This window comes from Mycolicibacterium sarraceniae, assembly GCF_010731875.1.
Taxonomy (GTDB): Bacteria; Actinomycetota; Actinomycetes; order Mycobacteriales; family Mycobacteriaceae; genus Mycobacterium; species Mycobacterium sarraceniae.
Genome location: NZ_AP022595.1, coordinates 55,003 through 75,783 on the forward strand (window position 1 = coordinate 55,003; position 20,781 = coordinate 75,783).

The 20,781-nt window shown below is 63.8% G+C and carries 18 protein-coding genes, 5 pseudogenes and 1 other annotated feature; of the genes and pseudogenes, 12 read left to right on the plus strand and 11 right to left on the minus strand.

Going from position 1 to position 20,781, the window contains the following annotated elements; genetic code table 11:
* Positions 1–149 precede the first annotated feature (149 nt).
* Complete coding sequence (locus tag G6N13_RS00285) at positions 150–671, plus strand: IS3 family transposase (RefSeq protein WP_163694341.1); 522 nt, start codon at positions 150–152, stop codon at positions 669–671.
* 162 nt (positions 672–833) lie between these two features.
* A complete protein-coding gene (locus G6N13_RS00290) occupies positions 834–1,100 on the plus strand; it encodes a hypothetical protein (RefSeq protein WP_163694342.1) in 267 nt (88 codons plus the stop codon).
* Between the two features lie 324 nt (positions 1,101–1,424).
* Here the strand turns inward: G6N13_RS00290 and G6N13_RS00295 are convergent, their stop codons facing one another.
* The gene (locus G6N13_RS00295) at positions 1,425–2,213 is read right to left on the minus strand and encodes a hypothetical protein (RefSeq protein WP_235677880.1); all 789 of its coding nucleotides are present in this window, start codon (positions 2,211–2,213) and stop codon (positions 1,425–1,427) included.
* Positions 2,214–2,482: 269 nt separating this feature from the next.
* Between G6N13_RS00295 and G6N13_RS00300 the strand changes: the two genes are divergently transcribed.
* The 6 genes and pseudogenes from G6N13_RS00300 to G6N13_RS00325 form a co-directional block, all read left to right on the plus strand.
* Positions 2,483–3,746 (plus strand): IS3 family transposase gene (locus G6N13_RS00300; RefSeq protein WP_163694343.1). Its coding sequence is split into 2 segments (ribosomal slippage): positions 2,483–3,259 and positions 3,261–3,746, totalling 1,263 coding nucleotides; the frame shifts between segments, so codons are not numbered across the junction.
* Positions 2,786–2,914 (plus strand) — a sequence feature (AL1L pseudoknot). (Overlaps the previous gene by 129 nt.)
* A gap of 52 nt (positions 3,747–3,798) precedes the next feature.
* Positions 3,799–3,963 carry a hypothetical protein gene (locus G6N13_RS00305; RefSeq protein ID WP_163694344.1) on the plus strand — a complete coding sequence of 55 codons (165 nt, stop codon included), beginning with the start codon at positions 3,799–3,801 and terminating at the stop codon, positions 3,961–3,963.
* A 34-nt stretch (positions 3,964–3,997) separates the two neighbouring features.
* Positions 3,998–5,520: pseudogene (locus G6N13_RS26315) on the plus strand (DDE-type integrase/transposase/recombinase).
* Positions 5,521–5,558: 38 nt separating this feature from the next.
* Positions 5,559–6,331, plus strand: a pseudogene (locus tag G6N13_RS00315) (ExeA family protein).
* 74 nt (positions 6,332–6,405) lie between these two features.
* Positions 6,406–7,872 (plus strand): annotated as a pseudogene (locus tag G6N13_RS00320) (IS1634 family transposase); the annotation flags it as partial.
* A gap of 44 nt (positions 7,873–7,916) precedes the next feature.
* A pseudogene (locus tag G6N13_RS00325) lies at positions 7,917–8,261 on the plus strand (HsdM family class I SAM-dependent methyltransferase); the annotation flags it as partial.
* Here the strand turns inward: G6N13_RS00325 and G6N13_RS24520 are convergent.
* The 3 genes and pseudogenes from G6N13_RS24520 to G6N13_RS00335 form a co-directional block, all read right to left on the minus strand.
* Positions 8,239–8,385, minus strand: a pseudogene (locus G6N13_RS24520) (Arm DNA-binding domain-containing protein); the annotation flags it as partial. The pseudogenes G6N13_RS00325 and G6N13_RS24520 overlap by 23 nt on opposite strands.
* A gap of 125 nt (positions 8,386–8,510) precedes the next feature.
* Positions 8,511–9,485 (minus strand): class 1b ribonucleoside-diphosphate reductase subunit beta, encoded by a 975-nt coding sequence (gene nrdF, locus G6N13_RS00330; RefSeq protein ID WP_163694345.1) that lies wholly within the window; start codon positions 9,483–9,485, stop codon positions 8,511–8,513.
* Positions 9,486–9,648: 163 nt separating this feature from the next.
* On the minus strand, positions 9,649–11,160 hold the full coding sequence (locus G6N13_RS00335) for a flavin-containing monooxygenase (RefSeq protein WP_163694346.1): 1,512 nt from the start codon (positions 11,158–11,160) through the stop codon (positions 9,649–9,651).
* A gap of 165 nt (positions 11,161–11,325) precedes the next feature.
* Between G6N13_RS00335 and G6N13_RS00340 the strand changes: the two genes are divergently transcribed.
* Positions 11,326–11,604, plus strand: coding sequence for a hypothetical protein (locus G6N13_RS00340; protein ID WP_163694347.1), 279 nt, complete (start codon positions 11,326–11,328; stop codon positions 11,602–11,604).
* A gap of 57 nt (positions 11,605–11,661) precedes the next feature.
* On the opposite strand, the gene G6N13_RS00345 is transcribed toward G6N13_RS00340, so the two are convergent.
* Entirely contained in the window at positions 11,662–12,399 is a 738-nt protein-coding gene (locus G6N13_RS00345; protein ID WP_163694348.1) for a TetR/AcrR family transcriptional regulator, read from the minus strand.
* Positions 12,400–12,529: 130 nt separating this feature from the next.
* Between G6N13_RS00345 and G6N13_RS00350 the strand changes: the two genes are divergently transcribed.
* On the plus strand, positions 12,530–13,708 hold the full coding sequence (locus G6N13_RS00350) for an NAD(P)/FAD-dependent oxidoreductase (protein ID WP_163694349.1): 1,179 nt from the start codon (positions 12,530–12,532) through the stop codon (positions 13,706–13,708).
* Positions 13,709–13,717: 9 nt separating this feature from the next.
* The gene (locus G6N13_RS00355) at positions 13,718–14,230 is read left to right on the plus strand and encodes an SMI1/KNR4 family protein (protein WP_163694350.1); all 513 of its coding nucleotides are present in this window, start codon (positions 13,718–13,720) and stop codon (positions 14,228–14,230) included.
* Here the strand turns inward: G6N13_RS00355 and ygiD are convergent.
* From ygiD to G6N13_RS00370, 3 genes are read right to left on the minus strand one after another with little or no spacing between them, the layout of a single operon-like run.
* Positions 14,161–14,916 carry a 4,5-DOPA-extradiol-dioxygenase gene (gene ygiD / locus G6N13_RS00360; RefSeq protein WP_163701463.1) on the minus strand — a complete coding sequence of 252 codons (756 nt, stop codon included), beginning with the start codon at positions 14,914–14,916 and terminating at the stop codon, positions 14,161–14,163. The genes G6N13_RS00355 and ygiD overlap by 70 nt on opposite strands.
* Positions 14,917–14,969: 53 nt before the next feature.
* Positions 14,970–15,758 carry a phytanoyl-CoA dioxygenase family protein gene (locus G6N13_RS00365; protein WP_163694351.1) on the minus strand — a complete coding sequence of 263 codons (789 nt, stop codon included), beginning with the start codon at positions 15,756–15,758 and terminating at the stop codon, positions 14,970–14,972.
* Positions 15,759–15,814: 56 nt separating this feature from the next.
* Complete coding sequence (locus G6N13_RS00370) at positions 15,815–16,528, minus strand: LysR family substrate-binding domain-containing protein (RefSeq protein WP_163694352.1); 714 nt, start codon at positions 16,526–16,528, stop codon at positions 15,815–15,817.
* A 42-nt stretch (positions 16,529–16,570) separates the two neighbouring features.
* On the opposite strand from G6N13_RS00370, the gene G6N13_RS00375 reads away from it, so the two are divergent.
* The gene (locus G6N13_RS00375) at positions 16,571–16,957 is read left to right on the plus strand and encodes a DUF5997 family protein (RefSeq protein WP_163694353.1); all 387 of its coding nucleotides are present in this window, start codon (positions 16,571–16,573) and stop codon (positions 16,955–16,957) included.
* Between the two features lie 470 nt (positions 16,958–17,427).
* On the opposite strand, the gene G6N13_RS24635 is transcribed toward G6N13_RS00375, so the two are convergent.
* The 3 genes from G6N13_RS24635 to nrdI form a co-directional block, all read right to left on the minus strand.
* Positions 17,428–17,634 carry a nucleotidyltransferase domain-containing protein gene (locus G6N13_RS24635; protein ID WP_235677883.1) on the minus strand — a complete coding sequence of 69 codons (207 nt, stop codon included), beginning with the start codon at positions 17,632–17,634 and terminating at the stop codon, positions 17,428–17,430.
* Between the two features lie 511 nt (positions 17,635–18,145).
* Positions 18,146–20,263 (minus strand): class 1b ribonucleoside-diphosphate reductase subunit alpha, encoded by a 2,118-nt coding sequence (gene nrdE, locus G6N13_RS00390; RefSeq protein ID WP_179965049.1) that lies wholly within the window; start codon positions 20,261–20,263, stop codon positions 18,146–18,148.
* A 17-nt stretch (positions 20,264–20,280) separates the two neighbouring features.
* Complete coding sequence (gene nrdI, locus G6N13_RS00395; RefSeq protein ID WP_163694355.1) at positions 20,281–20,757, minus strand: class Ib ribonucleoside-diphosphate reductase assembly flavoprotein NrdI; 477 nt, start codon at positions 20,755–20,757, stop codon at positions 20,281–20,283.
* Between the last annotated feature and the right edge of the window lie 24 nt (positions 20,758–20,781).

The window sequence follows — 20,781 nt, forward strand, 5'->3', positions numbered from 1 at the left end:
TCTAGGAGCCAATCTGAGGCGCGAAGAACGTGCCGGCCAACACATCACCTTCGCTCGATCGGCACCGTTCACATCCACTGAACACGCTCTACAGCAACAGCTTTCGATCCTAATCCCGCTGACCTGCGACGACGCTAAAGTTAACGGCATTGGTCTTTGACCAAGGGCGTATCGATGCGGTGTGGACCTCTGATATCACGTACTTGACCTGCGGTGAAGGGGATGCCTTCCTGTGTGCGATTCGCGATGAACACTCGCGGCGGGTGTTGGGTTGGTCGCTGGCCGACCACATGCGCACTGAGCTGGTCGAAGCCGCCGTCGATGCTGCGGTGTTCATCCGCGCCGGCAACGTCGCCGGCACCATCCTGCATGCCGATCGAGGCGGTCAATTCACCAGCCACGACATGGCCCAGGTTTGTTCTGAGCATGGCTTACTGCGCTCTATGGGAGCGACCGGGATCTGCTGGGACAACGCCGGAGCCGAATCGCTATGGTCGACGGTCAAACATGAGTATTACAAACGCCACGCGTTCACCACGTACGCGAATCTTACTGCAGGACTTGACAATTACATCAGATTCTACAACCATGAAAGGCGACACAGTTCGTTAGGGATGATCTCACCCATCGACTTCGAGATCGCCTCACAGCCACGTCAGCAATCAAGCTAACCGTGTCCACTTTTTCTGGGGAACCTCAGTGGACCACTTCTTGCTGGGTTTGATATGACAAAAGAGTAAAGAATCACACACTTGGCTAATCTTGTGCTCGACCCGACAACGGCAAATGTTCCCGCGATCAAGAAGGTCTGGCCATAACCAGAGGTCGCGTGCATGGAGATAATCGCCTTGGGTTCTGCAGCTGCCGTTGCCGTCGCCGTGGTCAAGCTGGCTCGTGCGATACGTCGCGAGAATCGCCGAATCGACGGCCTGGTCGACAACGCTGACCAGATAATCGCGGATACCCGCCGACGGTTCGACGAGGCTCTCCGATACCGAGAGTCGAGGACCCGGTTGGTAAAGATGGTGGGCACACTGGGGGCACGACCCCGTCCGCTGGTCTCGGCGATACCGTCGGAGGATTCGACAGTCCAGGTGTAGCTTCTTAGCCTCGATCCACCGATTGACTTGATGAGGGTTCGGGTGTCGGTATTAGAAAAGTGCCCTTTGAACTGGGATGATTGAAGTTCTCACACAAACAATCGGACCAACTCGGAAGGGCACTTCGAGTGCAAGTTTCCCATAGGTTCGCCGCCGAGTCTGCGGTGTTCGATGAAGAGCATCGTCGCTGAAGTGTGCCTACTTGCATGAAGTTGTCGTCCCGGCTATCAGTCTGGGAAGGTCGCTCGCACTAGACGGGGTTCAAGCGCCACAAGCAAGTCACGACTCGTAGTGGTCGGTCCATGGACGACATGTCGCGGAACACTAATCAAGTTCATCTGACGGCCAGCGCCAGATCTTCGCCCCTTCTTCTGAAAGATTGGTGAACTCGTTCTTCCGAATGATGAGGTCACCGTCCTCCGGGATTCGTTCCCGGTAGGCGAACCCTCCGTGGGGACTGATGCCCTTCTCCGGGGGGAGGTTGGGGTCGAACTCGACGACGACGTTCTTGTCGCGGAGTGTGCGCCACCACGATTCGAGCAACTTGATCTTCGTCTCGTTCATACCGGAACCGCCAGTCGCGATGTATTCCCCGTGGTCACGTAGGCGTTGGTACACCTTGGACTTGCCGTGCAAGTTGGTCGTCTTCCACGGCCATGCTTTGTTTACCATCTGCCTGGTGGTCAAATGACCTCCGTAGGTCATTTTGTGCCACGACACCGCCTGCCGACTTACTCCATGCATGTCGGCGATCTCGCTCTGGTTGTAACCTCTGCGTCTTAGATCTTCGATGACGCCAAATACAAGCGGTTGACGGGTCATCTTGGCGCGGCGGGTCATCCGGGGTTGGCGGGTCTTCTCTGTCGGCGCTAGCTCAACAATCGCCGCGTACCCACGACCGGGGTCCGGCTCGACAGAGTGCACGATCCACCCGTCCTCCTTGAGCAGCTCGGTGGCACGGTTAACGATGTCGTCCGAGCTGCCGGTGAGGGGGATGCCGGTGTCGGCACGGACTACCTCGATCCGCTGCTCAATTGGGTCCCAAACGGTGACTTCGGCGGTACCGGCATCGTTTATGTCAGGCTCGGTATTAATCCATGCGATCTGCAGCATCGTGTTCTCCCAATTGGCATCTGCGCCGAATCGCTGGCGCGGCCTTCCATCGTGCCGGGACGTTAGCCCGCGCCTCCGACAGGGTTGCGTCGACCCTCCTCCGCCCGTCCTCCCACCGGGTGTCCGGGCTTCGGGGTAACTTCCCCCATGTCACACACTGAAGCGAGGAGACCACCGCCTATGGCGCAGACCAATGCGAATCTGATCTGGAAGATTGAAACGCCCTGGAAATCCCGGAGGCTCCTGACCTTGGAAACGAGGATGCAGGTATGCCGAAGGAACAGTCTGCCGGGAAGCCCACGGCGCGTCGTTACAGCCCGGAGGAGAAGGCCGCTGCGGTGCGGATGGTCCGGGCTCTGCGTGCCGAGTTGGGGACCGAGCAGGGAACCGTGTCGCGGGTGGCCCGCCAACTCGGCTACGGGGTGGAGTCGGTGCGGTCCTGGGTGCGTCAAGCCGATATTGACGAGGGATGCGCTCCGGGAGTGTCCAGCGCGGAGTCGTCACGGATCAAAGAGCTCGAGCAGGAGATCCGAGAACTCAAGCGTGCCAACGAAATACTGAAACGTGCGGCCAGTTTTTTTCGGGGCGGAGCTCGACCGCCAACACAAGAAATAGTCGATTTCATCGACGCCCAGCGCGAGGAGTTCGGGGTCGAGCCCATCATCACCGTCCTGCGATCGGCAGGCGTGGTGATGGCCCCGAGCACTTACTACGACGCCAAGTCCCGCGGTCCGTCGGCGCGCGCGCAACGTGACGCCGAACTGGGGCCGGCCCTGGTGGCCCTCTGGGAGGACAACTACCGCGTCTACGGGGCCCGCAAACTGTGGAAGACCGCCCGCCGAAATGGCCACGACGTGGGCCGCGATCAGGTGGGCCGGTTGATGCGGGCTGCCGGTATCTGCGGGGCACGGCGCGGTAAACGGGTCAAGACCACGAAGCCAGATGCCAGCGCTGCGCGGCACCCCGATCTGGTGAAGCGCAAGTTCACCGCGACCGCGCCGAACCAGCTTTGGGTGACGGATCTGACATTCGTGCCGACTTGGGCCCGGCGTCGCGTACGCGTGTTTCATCGTCGATGCGTACTCCCGGATGATCGTGGGCTGGCGGGTGGCCGGCCATATGCGGACCTCGATGGTCCTCGACGCGTTGGAGATGGCGCGCTGGTCGCGCGGAAACCTGTTGGCGGGCTTGAGATGTCACTCCGATGCTGGGTCGCAGTTCACCTCCATTCGCTACGGCGAACGGCTCGCCGAGATCGGCGCGGTCCCCTCTATAGGTTCGATCGGGGACAGCTTCGATAACGCCTTGGCGGAGACGGTGAACGGCTACTACAAGGCCGAGCTGATCTACGGTCCCGCCCGCAGCGGGCCGTGGAAGACCGTCGAGGACGTCGAGCTGGCCACCCTCAGTTGGGTCTTCTGGCACAACACCAACCGCTTACACGGCTACCTCAACGACGTCCCGCCCGCTGAGTTCGAAGCCACGTTCTACGATGCCCAACGGAGCGACCAACACCTGGTCGAAATCCAATAGCCCGAGCCTCCGGCAGAACCAGGGCGTTTCAGTCGGGGATGTTCTGGCTGCGGTGGGCGCGGCGAGGGCGGCGATGGTGTCCCGGTTCGGGCCGGGACGGCTGGTCGGCGCGGTGACGGCGGTTTCAGTGGCGGTGGCGTGCAGCGGTGCCCGGCTGCTCGCGCCGGAGTGGCCGCCGGTGTCGGGGTGGGTGGGTGCAACACCAGTTGCCCTCTGATGCGCGGTGGGGTCGATGGGCCATCGTCGCGGGGATGACTGCCCTGGCAACGGGTTTGGGCGGCATCGCCAGCGGTGAAGGAGTCAGTGCGGTGTTGGGTGAGGATGAGAAGCGCCGGGCGCGGGCCCAGGCGGTGGGGGTTGTTCCGCTACCAGTTGATCTGCCCGGCGTTGGATCAGGGCCTGTCGACGAAGGCCCGGGGCCGGCTGGTCCGCCAGATCGCCTCCGGTGAGCACACCGACCCGTTCGGGACCCCGGTGCGGTATTCCCGGGACACCCTGGATCGGTGGATCCGCCGGTATCGGGCCGGCGGGTTCGTCGAGTTGGTGCCCAGCCCCCGGACGTGTGTGCCGCGCACCGATACCGCAGTGTTGGAGATGGCCGCGGCCCTCAAGCGGGAGAACCCGGCCCGGACCGCCGCGCAGGTGGGCAGGATCCTGCGCACCGCGACCGGGTGGGCGCGCCCTCGGAATCGACCCTGCTGCGGCTGTTCCACCGCCTGGAGCTGATCGGCCCGGCCGCCGGGGATGCCCCGGTGGTGTTCGGCCGGTTCGAAGCCGCCAACCCCAACGACCGGTGGACCGGGGACGCCCTGCACGGCCCGCGGATCGGCGGGAGGAAAACCTATCTGTTCGCCTTCCTCGATGATCATTCCCGGCTGGTCTGCGGCTACCGTTTCGGCTTCGCCGAGGACGCCGTCCGGTTGGGTGCCGCGCTGCAACCCGCACTGGCCGCCCGCGGGTCCCGGCCAGCGTCTATGTCGATAACGGGTCGGCCTTCGTCGATGCCTGGCTGCTGCGGGCGTGCGCGAAACTCGGCGTGCGCCTGGTCCATTCCACCCGCACCGCCCCCAGGGCAGAGGCAAGATCGAACGGTTCTTCCGCACCGTGCGTGAGCAGTTCCTGGTCGAGATCGTCGATACCACCGCCGAACAGCTCGCCGCTACCGGGTTGATCACCGCACCGCGCTGCTGGAACTGAACCGGCTGTTCACCGCGTGGGTCGAAACCGAGTACCACCGCCGCACCCACACCGAGACCGGCCACGCCCCGCTGGACCGCTGGGAGCAAGGCTGGACCCGGCTCGGCCGCGGCCCGGCGGTACCGACATCCGCGGATCTGACCGAGGCGTTCCTGTGGTCGGAGCACCGCACCGTCACCAAAACGGCCACGGTGTCGTTGCACGGCAACACCTTTCAAGTCGATACGGCCCTGATCGGGCGGCGGGTGGAGTTGGTGTTCTCACCCTTCGACCTGGAAACCATCGAAGTCCGCTACCGCGAGGTCCGCTACGGCCGGGCCGTGCCGCACATCATCACCCGCCATACCCACCCCAAAGCCCGACCCGAAACACCCGAACCAGCCCCGGCGGCGACCGGGATCGACTACCTGGCGCTGACCGCCCAGACCCACCACGAGCAGATCCGCGCCGATCACCGCATCGGATACAACGCCCTGTTCGCCACCCCACCACCGCGCGTACCGACGGCCAGATCCCCGGACAACTCAGCATCGACGACATCGCCAGCCTTGACGACCAGGATGGGGTGTCGGCGTGAGTATCGAACGGCTGCAACAGTATTACGGCTTCACCCGGATGCCCTTCGGCCGCGCTCTGGCCCCCGGGATGCTGCACCGCCACCCCGGCCACAGCGAAGCCGTCGCCCGGATCTCCTGGTGTGTGGACCAGCATGCGATCGGGGTCATCACCGGGAGGTCGGCGCCGGTAAGACCGTCGCGATCCGGGCCGCGACCGCCGCGCTCGATCCGGCCCGCCACGTCATCATCTACCTGCCCAACCCCTCGGTCGGGGTCCGCGGCATGCTGCACCACATCGTCACCGCGTTGGGGCGGGTGCCCAGTTTCTACACCGCCACCCTGGCCCCCCAGGCCGCCGAGGCCCTGGCCGCTGAACACGCCGAACGCGGCCGAACCCCGTCGTGGTCATCGACGAAGCCCACCTGCTCGACAACACCCAAATGGAAGCGATCCGCATGCTCACCAACCACGACATGGACTCCGGGTCACCCTTCGCCGCCCTGCTCGTCGGGCAACCCACCCTGCGGCATCGCCTGCGTCTGGGCGTGCTGGCCGCACTCGATCAGCGCATCGCGATGCGCTACGCGATCGCCGGCATGGCCCCCCGCCGATACCGCCGACTACATCGGCCACCACGCCACGATCGCCGGCCGCACCGACACCCTGTTCTCCGACGACGCGATCACCCTGATCCACAACGCCGCCCGGGGCTACCCCCGGGCGGTCAACAACCTCGCCGTGCACCCACTGACCGCGGCGTTCGCCGCGAAAGCCGCGATCGTCGATGAGAAAGCCGCCCGGATCGCGGTCACTGAAACAGGCCACGACTGAATCACCGACCGTGCGACGTCACCGCACCGAGGACGCCGTCACCATGCAGACGAAGGCCCTGCCCGCTACGCGGACAGGGCCTTCGCTACATCAACACCATCGGCATCCACGATGACGCCATCAACTGCATCCACAGCGACGGTCAACAACTGGCGGCACTGAAGGCCGCAGCTGCCGAGCGGTTGTCTGCCGGACAAGCGGTGCTGGACCTTGGAGTGGCCGGGCCGCCCGGATCGGAGCCGTTGCCGATAACCTCCTCCCAGATGACCCATCTGTGGGATGGGTTGTGTGCGGCTTACCGGATAGTGGGATTTGAGGTGGCAGCCAAGGGCGACAACGTGTTTCGTGACCTGGTACTCGCGCGGATCATCGAACCGACCAGCAAGATCGACGCCGAGCGGGTCCTGAATGAAGTCGGCGTGCCGGCGGCCTCCTATGCCACCCTCAAACGCCGGCTGCCCAGCTACGCGAAGCCGTCGTGGCGGCAAGCGCTGGCCGGGGCATCGGCACGGCACGCCAGACTCGGACCGGCATCGCTGGTGCTCTACGACGTCTCGACGCTGTACTTCGAAACCGATGCCGGTGACGGATTCCGCGAGCCCGGGTTTTCCAAGGAACGCCGCCTGGAACCTCAGATCACCCTCGGGCTGCTCACCGATGCGGCCGGGTTCCCGCTGACCGTGGAAGCGTTCGAGGGCAACAAGGCCGAGACCGCCACCATGCTGCCAGTCATCAACGCGTTCAAGGCTGCCCACCGGCTGACCGACGTCACCGTGGTCGCCGATGCCGGGATGATTTCCGAGGCCAACCAGATCGCCCTGCAGGCTGCGGGGTTGTCCTACGTCCTGGGCACCCGCATTCCGTTCCTGCCCGACGTGGTCCGCGAATGGTGCGCCAAGCACCCCGACGAAGCTGTTCCCGATCTGCTGATGCTGACCCAGCCGTGGTCGGCGACCAGCAGCGAGAAGGCCCGCGGTATCCCCGACCGGGTCATCTACTACCAGTACCGCCACGATCGGGCCCGGCGCACCCTGCGTGGCATCGATGAACAGATCGCCAAAGCCCCACGCGCCGTTGATGGCAAGGCCCCGGTCAAGCGCAACCGGTTCATCAAGCTCGCCGGCGCCACCAAGACCGTCAACCGCGAATTGGAGGCCAAGAACCGGGCCTTGGCCGGCTGGAAGGGCTACACCACCAACCTCACCGGCCAGACCCCGGAGTTCGTCATCGACGCCTACCACCAACTCTGGCGTATCGAGAAGTCCTTCCGGATGTCCGAGCACGACCTGCAGGCCAGGCCGATCTACCATCACGTCCGCGAATCGATCGACGCGCACCTGAGCATCGTCGTCGCCGCGATGGCTGTCAGCCACTGGATCGAAGCCCAAACGGGCTGGAGCATAAAGAAATTCGTGCGTACCGCCCGCCGCTACCGCACCGTCCGCATCAAGGCCGGCGAACAAACACTGACTGCAGCCGACCCGCTACCCGACGACCTCCGCGAAGCACTCATCAAAATTCGTGCCGGCGGTGTGCACTAATTTGAGCCGAGTCAGGACGCCCCTGCAACACGCCCCAACGGTCTACAGAACCCCCATTCGGCGTCGCCTGGAATACCCAGCAGAAGTCAGTCACCGACGAGTACGAACAACGTGGCTTCGCCGGACGCTTCGGCCCCGGCTTGCCTCGCGTTTCCGACGGGTCGCTGCTGTTCCTGCTACACCTGATCTCCAAGATGCAGCCTGTCAAGAGTGGCGAGGGGGGCAGTCGGCTGGCCATCGTTTTGAACGGCTCACCGCTCTTCACTGGCGGAGCTGGTTCGGGTGAGTCGAACATCCGCCAGTGGATCATCGAAAACGACCTGCTCGACGCGATCGTCGCGCTTCCGACGGACATGTTCTACAACACTTGGCCACCTCGACGGTGTTGGCGAACCGCTCGGCATCCCGCTTCGTCTTGAATCCGCGCTTGTCGGTCTGGCGGTTGTCCGGTGTGCGATAGCGAACCCGGTACCGCTTGCCCTTCTTGGTCTCGTAAGCCGCGACGACTGCCATGCCCACAGCGCAGAGAATGTGGGCAAAATGTGGGCAATAACCGCTCCCCATCCACCTCGGAGAACACTAAAGGCGGACCGTTTCCAGTCCGCCTTTAGGTCCAAATATCGCCCTGAGCAGGGAACCTAGAAGTCCCAGTCCTCGTCTTTGGTGACGACGGCCTTGCCGATGACGTAGCTGGAGCCCGACCCGGAGAAGAAGTCGTGGTTCTCATCGGCGTTCGGCGACAGCGCGGACAAGATCGCCGGATTCACGTCGGTCTCGTCGCGCGGGAACAGCGCCTCGAAGCCCATGTTCATCAACGCCTTGTTGGCGTTGTAGCGCAGGTACTTCTTGACGTCCTCGGTCAGGCCGACCGAGTCGTACAGATCCTGCGTGTACTCAATCTCGTTCTCGTACAACGTGTACAGCAGTTCGTAGGCGTAGTCCTTGAGGTCCTGTTTGCGCTCGTCGCTTGCCAGCGCGTAACCCTTCTGGAACTTGTAGCCGATGTAGTAGGCGTGCACAGCCTCGTCACGGATGATCAACCGGATCAGGTCGGCGGTGTTCGTCAGCTTGGCCCGGCTCGACCAGTACATCGGCAGGTAGAAGCCGGAGTAGAACAGGAACGCTTCGAGGAAGACCGAGGCGATCTTGCGCTTGAGTGCATCGTCGCCGCGGTAGTAGTCGAGGATGATCTGCGCCTTGCGCTGCAGGTTGACGTTCTCTTCCGACCAGCGGAAGGCTTCGTCGATCTCGGTGGTCGAGCACAGGGTGGAGAAGATGGAGCTGTAGCTCTTGGCGTGCACCGACTCCATGAACGTGATGTTGGTCAGCACCGCTTCTTCGTGCGGGGTCAGCGCGTCGGGAATCATGCTGACCGAGCCGACCGTGCTCTGGATGGTGTCCAGCAGCGTCAGCCCGGTGAACACCCGCATGGTCAGCTGTTTCTCGTCGGCGGTCAGCGTGCCCCACGATGGGATGTCGTTGGATACCGGAACCTTCTCCGGTAGCCAGAAGTTACCGGTCAAGCGATCCCAGACTTCCGCGTCCTTTTCGTCAATGACACGGTTCCAGTTGATCGCCGTTGCCCGGTCGATCAGCTTCGCTCCATCGCTCACCGAAACCCCACTTCACCACGCTGTTTGCCCCGTTTCGGGCTGACCACCAAAACACTACCCCTGGGGTCCGACGACACGCCGCAACACAACAAGTTGTGTTTCTTAGACCCCGAACACACAGGTCCAACGCGCGCAGAAATTCACCCCGGCGTGTCGGGCGAACTCAGCCGGAGAACCAGTACTCCGTGCGCTTCAAGGATCGCGTCGCCAACCAGTACTGCCACGTCATCCCGCTCCACAAGGTGCGGTTCTTGCCGTGCTCGTCGAGATACCAGCTGCTGCAGCCGCCGGTACTCCAGACCGCGCCGCCGAGTCGCTGCTGCAACTCGGCATTGAACGAATCCTGCGCCCACCGACTGGGTGCCAATGCCTGCGCCCCGGCCTTCTCGACGGCATCGATCGCCTGGCCGACGTAGCGGATCTGCGACTCGATCATGAACACCACCGAGTTGTGGCCAAGTCCGGTGTTGGGCCCGAGCAGGAAGAACAGATTCGGCATATCCGCGACAGCGATCCCACGGTGGGCCTGCACACCTTCCCGGTTCCAGCGGTCCACCAGATCCTCGCCGCCGGGGCCCAAGATGGCGACATAGGTGTAGGAGTCGGTGACGTGGAAACCGGTCGCGAACACGATGACGTCGGTCTGCCTTTCGGTCTCACGACCGTGCTCGTCGGCGGTGACGATGCCGTGCGGGGTGATCCGGGCGATCGAATCGGTGACCAGCTCGGAATGCGGCTTGTCGATGGCACGAAAGTATCTGTCGGAGAACAGGACTCGCTTGCACCCGAGCCGGTACTTCGGGGTTAGCCTGCGTCGTAGCTCACGGTCGCGGACCTGGTGGCGGATGTTCCACTTGCCGGCCTTCTCCCCCAGCGTGAGCAGCTCGGGCCTGCCGGTCATCGCGAAGCCGAGGGCCTCCTGGAACCAGTAGATGCCGGTGCGCAGCGCCGCACGAGCCCCGGGGACCGTCCCGAACGCCTCGCGCATCCGGGCCGGGATGGGATTGTTGGAGCGCGGCAGCACCCAGGCCGGGGTGCGCTGGTAGAGCTGGAGTTCGCCGACCGTGTCCACGATCTCCGGGACCAGTTGAATGGCGCTGGCACCGGTGCCGATGACGGCGACGCGCTTGCCGGTGAGGTCAACGTTGTGGTCCCACTGCGCGGAGTGGAACGCCGCGCCCTCGAAGTCGGCCAGTCCCTCGATCTCGGGCACGGCGGGGATGTGCAGCGCGCCCGCGCCAGAGATCAGGAACTGGGCGATGTACTCGCGGCCGTCCTTGGTGAAGACGTGCCAGCGGAACTCGGCGTCGTCCCAGTGGGCGCGGTCCACATGGGCGCCGAAGCGGATGTGGCGGCGCAGACCGTGCTTGTCGGTCACGCCCCTGAGGTAGTCGAGGATCTCCGGCTGCAGGGACCACATGTAGGTCCAGTCGGGTTTGGGCTCGAAGGAGAACGAGTAGAGGTGCGCCGGGATGTCGCAGGCGCAACCCGGGTAGCTGTTATCGCGCCAGGTTCCGCCGACGTCGTCGGCCTTCTCCAGGATCAGGAAGTCGACGCCGCGGCGCTGCAACTCGATCCCCATCCCCAGCCCAGAAAACCCGGTGCCGATGACCAGCGCCCGGGTCAGGACGGGTTCGGTAGCGGTGTCGGCGACGGTCGGTTCGGCAACGGTCATGCCACCAAAGTACCCAATACCGACGGTATCGGGTAAGGGGTTGTTTTCCCTTCAGTCGAGCGTGCCACTTCAGACCTCGGGGGACGGTGGCTCCACGGCGATTCTTGTGCCCATGGGGATCATCGTCGCGTTCGTGTTGTACTCGTGATTCAGCAGGTAGTTGAGATGTCGACGGGCCATCCGGTCCCGCGTCACGGCGCCATCGGGTTCGCTGGGGCCACCATCAGCGTGCTGGTCGGCACACTCGCGGCGTCGGTTTCATTCCGCTATTTCTTGCTGTACATCTACTTCGTACCGCTCATTGTCGCCGACCTAATCGTGGCGGTGGTGCTTGCCATGCGTTCGGGCCTGATGGCGCAAGCGGGCCGCGGAATGCTCATCGGGCTGCTGTCGGTACCGCTTGCGCCGGCGGTGATTTGGTTCTGCTATCTAGCGTCTTCCTGAGATCGCCCGGACACCTGGCCGCGCGATACGTCTGTAGGTAACGCCGGGGCCGATCCCTTAACCCGCGGCTGCGCGCCGCTGCATCGCGTTGTGAATCGGGCGGTCGGGATCGAGGCTGACGCCGAGAAGGTCGGCGGTGCCGTTGACCGTCCCCAACATGATCGTGGTCAGGTGGTTGATGAACTCGTCGGTCGGCATCCGACGGGGGCTGTCCGGGTCGGGGCCCAGCCACCAGTCGGTGGCTGCCGAGCATGCCCCGAACGCCGCCGCGGCGGCCAGCTCCAGTGCCGCGGGGTCGAGCTGCATACCGCTCAGCTCGTTGTTGAAGGTCTCAGCGAATGCCATCGTGATCTCGTGACCCTCGTTGAGTGCGCGCTGGGTGGATTCCGATTGTTCGGGGAAGCGGCCCTGCAGGATGAACCGCAGCACGTTGGGGTGCTGTTCGACCAGGTTCACGTACTCGGCCACCCCACGGCGGATGACCTCCCGCATGGGGTCGGTCGCGGCGTCGATATTGGAGAAGATGGCCGCCCACAGCATGTCGCGCAGCCGCTTGCCGATGGCCTGGAACAGGTCCGATTTGTCGGTGAAGTGCCGGTAGATCTTCGGCTTGGCGGTGCCGGCCTCTTCGGCGATCTCGCGCAGGGAGACGTCGGGCCCATGCTGGTCGATGGACCGGAAGGCGGCGTCGACGATCTCGGCACGCACCTTCTTGCGGTGCTCGCGCCAGCGTTCACTGCGGGCGTCGACCTTGCCCGGCTCTGCGCCGGATCGCGATCTGGACACTCTGCGCACGTCAAGCACTGTACCCGGGCCGGGGCCGACCTTCGGCGATGACGATCACACCGGCGCCTTCTGCTCGGAGCAAAACCACGTTCTCAGATAACATCGAGGCAACCCGATCAGCGAAGTGAGACGAGACGTTGTGACCGAGCGATTCGACCTGGTGATAGCCGGTGGAGGCCCATCGGGGGCGGCCGCGGCATGGCAGGCCGCGCAAACCGGCGCGAAAGTAGTGGTCCTCGACAAGGCGGAATTCCCCCGGGACAAGCCCTGTGGTGATGGCCTGACCGCGCGTGCGGTCAGCTATCTGCAAAAGATGGGCCTGGCCCACGAGATCACGCAGTTCCACAAGATCAGCGGAGTGACCGTCTACAGCCCGTCGCAGTGGGAGCTGTCGTTCCCGCAACGTCCCGGCATGCCCGACTACGGCCGCACCGCCAGCCGTGCCGAGCTGGACACGATGCTGCTCAAGCACGCCGAGTCGGCCGGTGCCGTGGTGCGTCAGGGCGCTGAAGTTGCCGGCCCCGAGCTCGACGCGCGCGGCCGGGTGGTCGGCGTCATCCTCAAGAACGGGGAGAAGGTCCTCGGCGACGCCGTCATCGCCGCCGACGGCGCCTACTCCCCCCTCAAGCGCGGCCTCAAGATCGACTCGGACTACAACGGCTACTCCGCCATCGCGATCCGCTCGGAGATGCATGCCAACCGGCCCGATTCCGACCGCTTCGAGATCTATCTCAAGCTGCTCTTCCAGGGCGACCAGCTGCCCGGCTACGGGTGGATCTTCCCGATGGGCGGCGGCCGGTTCAACATCGGCCTCGGCTACGTCAACAGCTACAAGAACTGGCAATCGATCAACGCCACGCACTTCTTCGGCGACTTCTTGCGCACGCTGCCCGCCGAGTGGGAGCTGCCCTCGGTCGAGGAACTGAAGAAGAACAAGTCCGTCCGGGCCTGGCGCCTGCCGATGGGCTTCACCGCCTGGCCGCCGTGGCGTCCCGGAGTGCTGTTTGCCGGCGACTCGCTGGGTGCGGGTAAGCCGGTGTCGGGTGCCGGCATCTCCAAGGCACTCGAATCCGGCTTGGCCGCCGGCGAATGCGCGATCGCTGCACTGGAAAACGGCGGACCCGACGACTTCACGAATTACCAACAGCGCATGGAAGCCGCGTGGGGCCGCGAATACAAGCGTGGACGCTTCTTCAACAAGCTCGCCGGAATTCCGAAGGTGTCAGAAACCGGGCTAAAACTGCTCGACAACCACACCTTCCGCGACTTCCTGCTCAAGTCGCTGTACAAGAAGGCGCAGAGCCCCTCGCATACCTAGGCTGCCCGCATGGTCGACGACGGCGCCCCGCTTGCCACAGCGACGATGACGCCCGGTCTCAGCGACGACGAGCTGGCCCGCATCGAGGCTGAGTTCGGCTTCGAATTCGCCGATGACCATCGGGCGTTTCTGGCGTCGGGCTTGCCGACCGGCGAATCGTGGCCGGACTGGCGGGGTGCGCCGCGCCGGAGCTTGCAACAGCGATTGCGGTTGCCCGCCGACGGAATCCTGTTCGCCGTCGAGTGGCGGGGCTTCTGGGGTTCCGGGTGGGGTGCTCGTCCGGCCCGGATGAAGGACGCGCTGCGCAGCGCCAATTATCACCTCGCGCGGGTGCCGCAGTTAGTGCCGGTGCAGTCGAATCACTACCTCCCCGCCGGCCGCGGCAGCTCCGGCCACCCTGTACTGTCGGTGTATCAGACCGACGTAACCTGCTGTGGCGCTGATCTTTTCACTTATGCCGAGGCGGGTCCGCCGCAGTCCCGGACGTCGACGGTGGAGTTCTGGTCCGATCTGATCGGGTGAGTCAGTGCCAGCCCAGCGAAGTACAGCATCGGCAGGAAGTGGTCCGGGGTGGGCACGGCTGCAGCGTAGTCGCCATGCTCGCGCAGCCGGGCAGCCTCGGCGGGGTCAGTGAGCAGTTGCGCGCGGGCGTGGTCATCGAAGCGTTGGGCCCAGTCGAATCCCTTGTCGCCCAATGCTGGATCCATCGCCGCGAGGTTGTGGACGATATTGCCGCTACCCAGAATCAGCACGCCACGTTCGCCCAAGGCCGCGAGCTTGGCTCCCAGTTCGAGGTGGTACTCCAGCGGCTTGTCGGCGTTGATGGCCAACTGCACCACCGGCACCGACGCGTCCGGGAACGCGTGCACCAGTACCGACCAGGTGCCGTGGTCGATCCCCCAGCTGTCGATATCGGCACCGACCCAGGTCGGCTCGACCACGTCGGCGATCTCGGCGGCCAGCTCCGGAAGGCCCGGTGCCGGGTACTGCATCGCGAAGAGCTCAGCGGGAAATCCGTAGAAGTCGTGGATGGTTCGCGGTACCGCCATGGCGGTGACGGCAGTGGCGTTGATGTACCAGTGCGCGCTGACGACGAGGATGGCCCGCGGGCGCGGGACTGATTGGCCGAACGCACGCCACGCCTCGGTGTAGCGGTTGCGCTCCAGGGCGTTCATCGGGCTGCCGTGCCCGATGAACGCCGCCGGCATGGGTGCGGTCATGGCTCTAGTTAACCGCCCGATGGCGTGTTCTGTTCCGCTGGTTACTCGCTATGGGTGAGCTGGTCGGCGAACGCGGTGCCGGCGTGGCCGTTGAGCTTGGTCGCGTCGAAGCCGTAGGCGACGTTGCCTCCGCGGATCGCACGCAGCGGGTCCTCCAAGTCGCGGAAGTAACCCATCGCCCAGGCACCCTCCTGATAGCCGATCAGCTTGAGCAGGTCGTCATCGAGTGTGCGTGCGACTTCTGTTGGTAACGAGAGGAATTGGTTCTCCTCCTGTCGGACCCAGCCGACGCAGTAGTTGACGTTGATGGCACGGCGGACCTGCTGACTTCGGTTGGCGGCACCGCTGTGCACGATTTTTCCGGAGTAGAGCAGCACCGAATCCGCGGTGTAGTCGGTCATCGCCCACAGCGTGTTGCACTGCACGTGGTAGTCGTCGGGAAACGGGTAGAAGTCGAAGGCGTTCTGGTCGCGGTGCAGGGCCTGGTCGGACTCGCCCGGCTCGATCGAGATGACCTGGGTGAGCATCACCTGGAAAGCAATGGCGTGGCCGAGAAAGTCCTTGCACACACCGAGAATCGTCGGATTACCAATCAGGGTGCGGCAGCCCGGCGAACGCGCGACGAGCGCTCCGGTACGCCGTGACTTGCGGCCGATCATCGCGTTGTAGCCCATGGGCGTCGCGTCGAGGTACGGAGCCGATTCGTCGGCGATGATGTCCATCAACGACCCTGGTACCAGGTTGTCGACAATGACGTAGCCATCGCGGCGCGGGTGGTCGGCAAGCTCAGCCAGGGACGTGGTGGCCGGAACGTGCGTCGACGCGGTCATCACCCAATTGTCTCGGAACGTGTGTGTTGACCAGGTAAAACAGCGTCACGCACCCGTTACGGTCGCCGCCGCTTGGTCGGCCCCGGCTTGCGGGCCACCTTGCCGGCGGCGGCTCGCGCGGCTTGTTTGGCGAGCGTTTTCTCTCGTGCCGTGCGTTTCGGGGCCGGCTGGGCCGTCCCCCGTGACGAACCAGGTTTGCGGCCACGCACGATCCCGGTGAATTCCTCGACCAGCGCCGACGGTGGCCCGTGCGGAAAGGCCAGCGCCACCGCACACGTCGACGCGTCGGCGATTGGGCGATACGTGAGGTCTTTGCGGTGATACAGCCGAGCCAGTGATTGCGGCACGATAAGCGCGCCGAGCCCCGCGGCCACGAGTTCTATTGCGTCCGCGGTGGTTTCGGGCCGGTGCTCGATCGGGGCGCCGGGAGCGTCTGCCCAGGCGACAACGTCGTCGAGTGGCAGCAGAATCCGCTCACCGTCGAGGTCCGCGGCGGTGATCTCGTCGGCCGCACTGAGAAGGTGGTCGGTGGGCACTACCGCGACTGTCGTCTCCTCGTAGAGCGGGATGAGGGATAACCCAGAGGTATCGGTCGGCAGCCGAAGCAAAGCCACGTCGACGGTGCCGGCCCGTACGTCATCGGCCGCATCCGCGGCGGCGACGGCCCGCAACGTCAGCCGAACATCGCAGTGGCGCTCTGCCCAGGTCCGCGCCCACTTCGCCGGCGTCGCCCCGGGGACGTACCCGAGGGTGAGCGAGGGCGGGGTCACCGCATCAGGCTACCGATAGGGCTCCACCGATAAGCTCAAGCCATGAGCAGGCCAAACGCACAGTCCATGAAACCCGCCACGGCGGCGAAGAAGTTGGACGTCTACCTGCCGGCGACGCCTGCGGAGTTCCAGGAGAACGCGATCACCCGAGATGAGGTGGCCGCCCTCCTCGCCGACCCGCCGCAGTGGCTCAAGGACCTCCGCAAGAACGGGCCGCACCCGAAGAACCTCGTGGCCGCCAAGCTCGGCGTCTCGATCGCCGGCCTCGCGCGCGGAGGTGTGGTGGAAGCGCTCACCACCGAGCAGATCGAAGCGATGGTCGCAGAGAAGCCGGACTGGCTGATCGCCGAACGCGAGAGCTACCAGGCGGTGCTGGCTGAGGAGCGACGGGTGAAGGCGCTGCACGCGGAAAAGGCGCGCAAGAGCTGAGGCCGACTGTGCGGTTTCATCCGCAACTCGCCGTACCTGCCGTATGAGACCGCACACTCGAGGCGTCAGAGTGAGTCGATCCACCGATGTCCGGGGTGCACCAACTCCAACCACCGCCGTAGGCGGGATCTCCGCGCCGGCCCTAGATCCGGCAGCGCACGAACGAAGTCAGCGTCGCCTTTGTCACGGAGGTGCTTCGCCTTGAACAGCAAGGCGACTTCCGGGATGACATACGGGACAACGTCGGTCGTTCGAAGTATCAGCTCGCGGTAGGGCAGCGTGATCGAGTGGTCGCGACGACACACCCATCGGTCGTCGACGTGCGGTTCGCGGAAGACATCCAGCCGATACGTTCCCGTCCCCGGTTCCGGCAGCCACGTCTGAAGGTGGCAGCGAAATGTTGTGGATACGGCCAAACCCGGCCATCCCCGACGACATCCCACTCATGGTCCGGTAACGCCGAGAACACCTCATCGGATCGCTGCGGGAATCGAGATTTCGACATCGCTGTGCTCACGAGTCACCTCGCCCACGACTAGGTCAATCGCCCACCCGGCGGTCACACACCACGGCGCCACCACAGCCGAAAGTCGTCGCGCTACTTGGGCTGGAGTCCAGGCGTCCCAGCGTTCTTCGATCACACTCGCAGATAGCACTTCTCCCCCGACGCCGGTCATGGTATCCACTGAACCTGAAAGTGAGTCCCCACCGTCACCGAGCAAGAATCTGTATCACTGCAGTGTGTCCACGAAGACGCTGTGGCCACTCTGCAGGATAAGGAAGTCCCGCCCAAAGCAATATCTCAGTCCGAGTCTTCGATGCAGTATCGACAATCGTCCTTCTTGATTCCCCGATTCGTGTGGTGCCGGGTGTGCGCACTGCGTTTACTGGACGGCATCGGGCGACCCTTACGCACGGCCGACATCTTCGCGCGGGTTTCATCGCTTGCTCGACATCCATAATTCGGATTGCCAGCGCCGCGTCGCTGTTCCGCCAGCTTTCTGCGAGCCTCTTCGGATATCACATGACCGAAGCTTGGGTGGTCGGCGCCAAACTTTCCGAAGTTCGGGTTCTCCGACCCTCCTATGTAGCGATAAACGAACTCCGACCGGAGCGTGATCCCGTAGATCACGCCTCCGGTCGGAAGTTCGTTTGTCACGCGGCCACGGCGTCGTCAGCGACCAGCTGTCACAACATGCAGCTGACGCAATTTTCCACCTCGGTGCCCTCCAAGGCCATCTGGCGAAGGCGGATGTAGTACAGCGTCTTGATCCCCTTGCGCCAGGCGTAGATCTGCGCCTTGTTGACCTCGCGGGTGTCGGCGGTGTCCTTGAAGAACAGCGTCAGACTCAGCCCCTGATCGACATGCTGCGTGGCCGCGGCGTAGGTGTCGATGATCTTCTCGTAGCCGATCTCGTAGGCATCCTGGAAGTACTCCAGGTTGTCGTTGGTCAGATACGGCGCCGGGTAGTAGGCCCGACCGATCTTGCCTTCCTTGCGGATCTCGATCTTGCTCGCGACCGGGTGGATCGAGCTGGTCGAGTGGTTGATGTAGGAGATCGATCCGGTCGGCGGCACCGCCTGCAGGTTCTGGTTGTAGATACCGTTGGCCTGCACCGACTCCTTGAGCCGCACCCAATCCTCTTGCGTGGGAATGCGAATGCCAGCTTCGGAGAACAGCTCCCGCACCCGCTCGGTCGCCGGCTCCCACGGCTGATCGGTGTACTTGTCGAAGAACTCACCGCTGGCGTACTTCGATTTCTCGAAGCCCTTGAACGACGACCCGCGCTCGATGGCGATCTTGTTCGACGCCCGCAGCGCGTGATAGAGCACCGTGTAGAAGTACATGTTAGTGAAGTCGATACCCTCTTCGGACCCGTAGAAGATCCGTTCGCGCGCAAGGTATCCGTGCAGATTCATCTGGCCGAGGCCGATGGCGTGCGAGTCGTTGTTACCCTGCTCGATGGAGGGCACCGACCAGATATGCGTCTGATCGCTCACCGCGGTCAACCCGCGAATCGCCACCTCAATGGTCTGCGCGAAGTCGGGCGAGTCCATCGCCTTGGCAATGTTCAGTGAACCCAGGTTGCACGAAATGTCCTTGCCCACCTTGGCGTACGACAGATCCTCGTTGAACAGCGAGGGTGTGGAGACCTGCAGGATCTCCGAGCACAGGTTGGAGTGGGTGATCTTGCCCTCGATCGGGTTGGCCCGGTTCACCGTGTCCTCGTACATGATGTACGGGTAACCCGACTCGAACTGCAGCTCGGCCAGCGTCTGGAAGAACTCGCGGGCCTTGATCTTGGTCTTGCGGATCCGGCCGTCGTTGACCATCTCGTGGTACTTCTCGGTGACCGAGATGTCGGCGAACGGAACGCCATACACCCGCTCGACGTCATACGGCGAGAACAGATACATGTCCTCGTTCTTCTTGGCCAGCTCGAAGGTGATGTCCGGAATCACCACGCCCAGCGAGAGCGTCTTGATGCGGATCTTCTCGTCGGCGTTCTCCCGCTTGGTGTCCAGGAAGCGGTAGATGTCGGGGTGGTGAGCGTGCAGGTAGACCGCACCGGCACCCTGACGCGCACCGAGCTGGTTGGCGTAGGAGAACGAGTCCTCCAGCAGCTTCATGATCGGGATGACGCCCGAGCTCTGGTTCTCGATGTTCTTGATCGGGGCGCCGTGCTCACGAATGTTGGTCAGCAGCAACGCAACTCCACCACCGCGCTTGGACAGCTGCAGCGCGGAGTTGATCGCGCGGCCGATCGACTCCATGTTGTCCTCGATGCGCAGCAGGAAGCAGCTGACCGGCTCGCCGCGCTGCGCCTTGCCCGAGTTGAGGAACGTCGGGGTGGCCGGCTGGAAGCGGCCGTCGATGATCTCGTCGACCAGCTTCTCGGCCAGGATGGTGTCACCGGCGGCCAGCGTCAGCGCCACCATCACCACGCGGTCCTCGAAGCGCTCCAGGTAGCGCTTCCCATCGAAGGTCTTCAACGTGTACGAGGTGTAGTACTTGAACGCGCCGAGGAAGGTCGGGAACCGGAACTTCTTGGCGTAGGCGCGGTCGGTGAGCGTCTTGACGAAGTTGCGCGAGTACTGGTCGAGAACGTCACGCTCGTAATAGTTCTCGCGAATCAGGTAGTCGAGTTTCTCGTCCTGATTGTGGAAGAACACGGTGTTCTGGTTCACGTGCTCGAGGAAGTACTGACGGGCGGCCAGGCGATCCATATCGAACTGGATCTTGCCGTCCTTGTCGTACAGATTGAGCATCGCGTTGAGCGCGTGGTAATCGGTCTCCCCGGGCAATGCATGCCCAGAAGTCGTTACAGGCTCTGCAGCTGTGACCGTAGGTGCCACGTTTCCTCGTCCTCCCAGAAATTTGCCAACTCCGCACGGACGGCTTCTACGTCCTCTGCGGTTCCCATTAACTCGAAGCGGTACAGAAACGGCACGTTGCACTTATGCGAGACCAGCCTGGCCGCAAAGCAATACTCGGCACCGAATTGGGTGTTGCCGGCCCCGACCACCGCGCGGATCAGGGACCGATTGTGCGGGTTATTCAGAAACGCGATGACCTGCTTGGGCACATAACCTTTAGCGTCGAGCGTCGGGCTGTCTCCCCGACCCTTGCCGTAGGTGGGCAGGAGAAGGACATACGGCCAGTCAACCTCGATACGCTCGTGCAACGGAATCCGGATGGCCGGCACGCCCAGCTTCTGCACGAAGCGGTGGGTGTTCTCCGAAACGCTGGAGAAGTACACCAACCGCTGCAGGCCTGCCAGGCTGCCATCCGGATTCATTGCATCGCTCCTCGGGGTGCCCGG